This window comes from Luteimonas notoginsengisoli (assembly GCF_042648885.1).
GTDB classification, from domain to species: domain Bacteria; phylum Pseudomonadota; class Gammaproteobacteria; order Xanthomonadales; family Xanthomonadaceae; genus Luteimonas; species Luteimonas notoginsengisoli.
On the sequence record NZ_JBHRYF010000006.1, the window covers coordinates 1 to 6286 of the forward strand.

Annotated in this window: 7 protein-coding genes; 1 reads left to right on the forward strand and 6 read right to left on the reverse strand. The window is 57.9% G+C overall.

All coding sequences use genetic code 11. From position 1 onward, the window contains the following. Nucleotides 1-204 precede the first annotated feature (204 nt). Together ACFOM9_RS07920 and ACFOM9_RS07925 are read right to left on the reverse strand one after the other, a co-directional pair. Nucleotides 205-552, reverse strand: a complete 348-nt coding sequence (locus ACFOM9_RS07920) for a hypothetical protein (RefSeq protein ID WP_386708659.1) — start codon at nt 550-552, stop codon at nt 205-207. A 430-nt stretch (nt 553-982) separates the two neighbouring features. Then, complete coding sequence (locus tag ACFOM9_RS07925) at nt 983-1468, reverse strand: hypothetical protein (RefSeq protein WP_386708662.1); 486 nt, start codon at nt 1466-1468, stop codon at nt 983-985. Nucleotides 1469-1637: 169 nt separating this feature from the next. On the opposite strand from ACFOM9_RS07925, the gene ACFOM9_RS07930 reads away from it, so the two are divergent. Next, nucleotides 1638-2027 (forward strand): hypothetical protein, encoded by a 390-nt coding sequence (locus ACFOM9_RS07930; RefSeq protein ID WP_386708665.1) that lies wholly within the window; start codon nt 1638-1640, stop codon nt 2025-2027. Between the two features lie 1445 nt (nt 2028-3472). On the opposite strand, the gene ACFOM9_RS07935 is transcribed toward ACFOM9_RS07930, so the two are convergent. The 4 genes from ACFOM9_RS07935 to ACFOM9_RS07950 form a co-directional block, all read right to left on the reverse strand. Continuing rightward, the gene (locus ACFOM9_RS07935) at nt 3473-3829 is read right to left on the reverse strand and encodes a hypothetical protein (RefSeq protein WP_374012732.1); all 357 of its coding nucleotides are present in this window, start codon (nt 3827-3829) and stop codon (nt 3473-3475) included. 354 nt (nt 3830-4183) lie between these two features. Then, nucleotides 4184-4729, reverse strand: coding sequence for a hypothetical protein (locus ACFOM9_RS07940; RefSeq protein WP_386708668.1), 546 nt, complete (start codon nt 4727-4729; stop codon nt 4184-4186). Nucleotides 4730-4864: 135 nt separating this feature from the next. Further along, entirely contained in the window at nt 4865-5458 is a 594-nt protein-coding gene (locus ACFOM9_RS07945) for an OsmC family protein (protein WP_386708670.1), read from the reverse strand. Between the two features lie 317 nt (nt 5459-5775). Then, on the reverse strand, nt 5776-6102 hold the full coding sequence (locus tag ACFOM9_RS07950; RefSeq protein ID WP_386708673.1) for a TonB family protein: 327 nt from the start codon (nt 6100-6102) through the stop codon (nt 5776-5778). Nucleotides 6103-6286 lie beyond the last annotated feature (184 nt).

Below are 6286 nucleotides of genomic sequence, written 5' to 3' on the forward strand. Positions count from 1 at the left end.
CGAGGACAGACCGACTGCGATCGTGTCTGGAGTGACAGGCTTGCGCCGTGCACTGGCAGGCGCACCAAAACCGCACAGCTTTTGATGTGTCCCGAGCGGCCTAACACCTGAGTTAAGCCGACTTGCGTAGTGGAGCCAAAGCTATGGCAAGCTTTTCCTGCCATAGCTTTGGTGTAACGAAGCAAGTTCGGCTTGAACGAATTGTTAGGCAACAGCCCACATGAGTAGGCCGCCGCCCAGCGGTAACAATGCAAACAATGCCACGACACCGAGGCAGCCGGAACTGCCAGACGCGGAGCTGCGGGAAGAGAATTGCTCCCGCACGCGCGGCGGCTGAGAGGCAAGCCATTTGCTGTGACAGGCTTGGCAGAAGAACTTGGTCTTGTTGTTGCGCCAGGCCTCGATGGTGCGGTCGTTGTGGCGCGACGCCGTATTGCACCGCGAGCACTTAAAGAACTGCGACTTGGGTCGGCTCTTGGGTAGCAGCTTGGCCACCAGCCCTATGACGACCACAGCCGCGATAGCAATGCCAAAGATTGTGTCCGGCGCCACGAACTTTCCCCCTGATGCCTAACACCTTGAAATAAGCCGACCCGCGAAGCGGGTTCGGCTTGATTGAACTGTTAGGCCGCCGGCCGAAGAGGCGACGCCCCACCGGGCCGAACTTTACGACAGATTTGGCCGAAGGACGCGCTTGCGCCGGACGCGATCTGGAGGGAGCAATGGCAAGTGTGTCCGTGAGCCAGCGGCCTGCGCCAGGGACTATCGAGGACAGACCGACTGCGATCGTGTCTGGAGTGACAGGCTTGCGCCGTGCACTGGCAGGCGCACCAAAACCGCACAGCCTTTGATGTGTCCCGAGCGGCCTAACGCCTGAGTTAAGCCGACTTGCGTAGTGGAGCCAAAGCCATGGCAAGCTTTTTCTGCCATGGCTTTGGTGTAACGAAGCAAGTTCGGCTTGAACGAATTGTTAGCGCCCACGTCACCGCGTCATGTCTCTGATTATTTCCGCTTGGCTGCGCGTGTCCTTTAGACGCTCCAGTGGGGCGCCGCAATCTGCTAAGAGTTCTGGCAGGTTGCAAATTTGAGCATCGCCAGACTTGTTGGATGGATAGTCAAGATAGGACGTGCGAAGGCGAGCGCCCGTAAAAATCTCTCGCAACGCATTACGCGCGTCTTCCTCGAAGTTGCTGGTTGAGCGTCCTCGTGGCGATATGCTAATTGCTGTGTTCTCATCGATGCGCACGCGCAAGCCATCGCTGCCGCCGTGGCGTGAATAGACGCTACCTGTAACGAACGAGATGCTGTCTTTGTCTGCGAATAGCGAGATGGCTGCGCTAGATGAAGATATCAGGCATTGCTCTTTGTCAGTCATAGGATCGATCTTTCGGCTGACCTGCCAGTCGCAATCCTGGGCATCAGCGACGAAGCTGATTGAGAGGAGGATGGCGGCGAGTGCAAATGTCATCTTCATAGTGGGATGCTCTTGGCAGCTTGTGGCTCGGCGATGGCTGGTAGTGGGCGCTAACACCTGAATTAAGCCGACCCGCGAAGCGGGTTCGGCTTGAATGAATTGTTAGGGCTCAATAGACCTGCTTTGCCGCAAGCGCCGCACTGAGCCACTCTCTAAACTTGGGATGATTTATCTGGCCAAGGCGACCATGCTTGCTAATGTACTCGTGACGCGGGATCAGATTTCCGCTGTCACGGACCCGTGCGAAATCCTTTGGCTTCAGAAAGTAGCAACAGAGCACGCTCCTAATTGGAAACTTCCAGTCACTCTCGTTGTCCGGAGCGCCGTGGTAGTAAGGACGGCCTTCCCAAGGCTTGAAGGTGCTCTTTCGACTCAGCTCAACAATCTTCCCAAACTCAAGCTTCTTACCACCTCGACCTCCATGGATGGTTCCAAGCCAATCCTCTCTCCAAGGCCGCGGCAAAGCGAGCAGCAAACCATCGTGGCTAGTGGTGTAACGGGATCTCTTGTCATAGAAGTTCTGGAGCGTACTGCAATGCTCGATTACAAGTAGATCGACGTGGTGCTCACAGAATGCACCAAACATCCCGTCCGGATTTGTGACTAGCGCTCCGCCTGGATGATGAAGATATGGTTGACGAGGTCCGTTCCTAACAGGGAACGGCAAAAGTCTGACCCATCTACCGGTTGAGCCTAGCCAGTTTGGCGCGTAAACCGGCCATAGCTCACGCATCCTTTTCTTTGCTTGTGAATCCGACAGCGTGATTGATGCGACCATTTGAGCCCTAACACCTGAGTTAACCCGACCTGCGTAGTGCAGCCAACAACATGGCAAGCTTTATCTGCCATGTTGTTGGTGGAACGAAGCGGGTTCGGGTTGAACGAATTGTTAGGCCGCACTACGTTGCAGCCTGATGGCAATTGCAATATCTAGAGCAAGAGAAATGCAGGTGAATAGAGCTGCGCCTGCAATGAATATATGTGTAAGCGCCAATGTGTCAGCAGATAGCAAAAAGCGAAGGATTGCTCCCGGTGTCGCGATGGCGCAAAGGATTGCAAGAGATCCAGATGCCACCGAGGAGAAACGCACTATGGGTCGCGTGTCCTCCATGCCGAATTTGATGGCAAAGAGATTGATCGCGGCTGCGATGGTCAGTATGAGGATGGCTGCGAAGACTCTCAATGACCTCTCACTTGCGGCCTAACACCTGAGTTAAGCCGAGCCGCGAAGCGGCTTCGGCTTGAACGAACTGTTATGCGCCAAGGTATCTGGCGAAGTGAAGGCGTGCAACGGTTCCCGCAAAAATCGGGAGCCTGTCGTAACCGAATGAAAGGAACGCCAGCGAGGGGAGGTGCCGCGACCGGCGCCGGGCGTGCCACCCGCCAAAGCCGGGTCAGTGACGCCAAGTGCGCCGCCCATCTGGGCCGATGATCTCGCTGGGCCAGGCGGCGCCGTCCAAACCGCCGAACAACAACCCGTGTGTCGGCGCCAGTGCAGACGGCGAGTGCGGGCTGTGCCGTACGCCAACAATACTTGCAACCAAGTGCGAGCGAGCTACAGCGACATCACACAAGAAACGCCTACCCACGCATAACACCTTGAAATAAGCCGACCCGCGAAGCGGGTTCGGCTTGATTGAACTGTTAGGCCGCCGGCCGAAGAGACGACGCCCCACCGCAGCGAACTTTATGACAGAACTGGCCGGAAGACGCGCTTGCGCCGGACGCGATCTGGAGGGAGCAATGGCAAGTGTGTCCGTGAGCCAGCGGCCTGCGCCAGGGACTATCGAGGACAGACCGACTGCGATCGTGTCTGGAGTGACAGGCTTGCGCCGTGCACTGTCAGGCGCACCAAAACCGCACAGCCTTTGATGTGTCCCGAGCGGCCTAACACCTAAGTTAAGCCGCGCCGCAGCGGGGCGTGAAGCACATGGCAAGCTATACCTGCCATGTGGTTTGCGCCCCGATGCGGTGTCGGCTTGAACGCATTGTTAGGCGCTAGCATAGCCAGACTTCAAGGGCATCCGTCCCGCTGAAGCCCGATAGGCTGAGGTTAAGCGGATCAGAACCCCAGGCCAACCAGAACAGTCGGTCCTCGGGGCAGTAGAGCAACCAGTAGCTCTCTGAGCTGGCCAGGGCATAACCCTCAAGTCTGTCAATTGTCACTTTGCAGGAACGCGCATGATCGTTTGGCACTGCCACCGCCAGCACAGGCGGATCAAGAACATGCGCGAGGAGGTGATCTTTACCCTCTGCGATATAAGCGTCCGCATCCTGGACATGGCCGGTGAACACTTGAGAGGTGTCCTCAAGTGCCTTGTGCAGAATCGCATGGAGCTCGTCGGAGTCGATCACTAGCGCCTAACACCTTGAAATAAGCCGACCCGCGAAGCGGGTTCGGCTTGATTGAACTGTTAGGCCGCCGGCCGAAGAGACGACGCCCCACCGCGGCGAACTTTACGACAGATCTTGCCGAAGGACGCGCTTGCACCGGAAGCGATCTGGAGGGAGCAATGGCAAGCCCGTCCGTGAGCCAGCGGCCTGCGCCAGGGAGTATCGAGGACAGACCGACTGCGATCGTGTCTGGAGTGACAGGCTTGCGCCGTGCACTGGCAGGCGCACCAAAACCGCACAGCCTTTGATGTGTCCCGAGCGGCCTAACGCTTGAATTAAGCCGACCCGCGAAGCGGGTTCGGCTTGAATGAATTGTTAGGCACCGGACGGGAGGACTCGGGCATGACGAACCTCATAAACAAACTCTGGTGCATTGGCATACTGTAGAGCCCTGTCCCATAGCGGGTTTGTCCGGTCGTTAAGGTTGTCCGCGAGAGCCTTGATCTCTGGCGGTGCGTCGTCTCGGAAAAAGCCCTTGTTGCCTGCATTTTTGTCGTAGCTAACGCCCTTGATCTCGAACTTTAGGGGCGCGACATGCTTTGTCTTTTGCTGCTCAATATCAGTATGGGCCGTTTCCCAAGTTATGGCGCGTGTCATCAGGTAGTAGCCACGCTCATCAAACTTGCCATTGATCGTGTAGTCGGATCTCGGCGGGTACTTTGGGTGAATTTTTCTCTTGAACAAGCCGCCAACTACGAATCTAAAGTGCATATTGTCGGGCGACATTTCGTAGCGACGGCAGCTGACGACATCAACCCAGTGGCCTTTCGCTTGCGCGAGGTGCTTTTTTACGAGGAGAACGGCGAACGCTTCTTCCGTGCTTGCGTACTCGCGGTATCTCTTGAGTAGTCTTTCATCCATCGATCAGTTGCCTGGAGAATGATTCCGGTGCCTAACACCTAAGTTAAGCCGACCCGCGCAGTGGAGTGGACCAGGTGGCAAGCTTTACCTGCCGCCTGGGCCGCGTAACGAAGCGGGTTCGGCTTGAACGCATTGTTAGGCCGCGAACCCATGCCATGCAACACGATTGACGGCGCAACCGGTCCTGAGTGTGTTATGGACCTCCGCCAGCCGATCCGTCTCAGACAGTAAAGCCTCGACCTGGGCCGCCGGCGCTGAGGACTCCACGACGGCTGAGTACGTAACGCTCTGGGCGGCAAGACCAACGCCGTCGAAATAGCCCTGTACCCGCACCTCACAGCCCGCGATCGGGACACCCAGTCGGGAGGCTTCACGGTACAGGTCATTGCAGTAGCAGGTTGCGAGTGCAGCCATCAAAAGCTCGCCTCCATTAACGGCACTGCCTCGACCGGAAGGCTTAGCAGAGATGACGAGCGGTCGCGAAGTCCCGTCGGTTGAAACGACGAGCTCGTGGACGTCAAAGCCACTGCGGATATGGGCAGATATCTCCACGAGAGAAGGCCTCCAGAGCGGCCTAACACCAGAGTTAAGCCGTGCCGCGAAGCGGCATCGGCTTGAACGACTCGTTAGGCCGCCGTTCCCTGGCGCCTGCGCCCGACGTGCGGCAGCCCAACCCCTGAGGCGAACAGTACAACAAGCGCCGTGTCTGGTGCTGCCGAAACGCACCATGCGCGCGGCCAAGAACTCGCACCGCGCACTGCCCGAAGCCGACCCGGTAGGTCGAATCTTGCGAAGAGCCGCGCCTGTCCGAAGCCGAGGTGCTGAAGGGCTGATAGCCGATGCCTGCACCGCGCGTGCGAGGTGCAAACGCTGCGGATGAGCGATGCGCTACAGATCGCCTGGAACCCGACGACAACAGTGCGGGAAACAAGGCCTAACACCTAAGTTAAGCCGAGACGCGTAGTGGAGCCAACCACATGGCAAGCTTGACCTGCCATGTGGTTGGTGGAACGAAGCGGCTTCGGCTTGAACGCATTGTTAGGCGGCTACGGGACACTAAACAGGAAGTCAAAGGGAACCTCCCGCGTACGAGACCCCGAACCCGCCACATAGCGCCACTCTGCCACCGCTGCCTGAGCGGCACTAGCCCAAGCGGGATGGCCGGACGACGTAAGGACCTTGGAGGAGCGAACTGACCCGTCTGGATCGATATAGAGCTCCAGGGTCACCCTACCCTCGCGAAGCTCGGTGATCCGAGGGGCCTCCGGTGCTGGGCAGTGAAGGAGCTCCGGATCCAGTTGTGAGCAGGCTGCGTTGCCTGTGCCAGCAGGAGACGAAACAGCTAGTGCAATGACGATCCAGAGAAGGGTCATAGCCGCCTAACACCTGAGTTAAGCCGCGCCGCGAAGCGGCGTCGGCTTGGACGAATTGTTAGGCCGCTGCGAGAGCCACAAGTGACCGTTCGAGTGACTGCCAGGTTGCGATTACATTCGACGTCCCCCCACCTTTGAGTAGCGCCGCGATCTGGAGTCCAATCCCCAACGACAAGGAGATTGG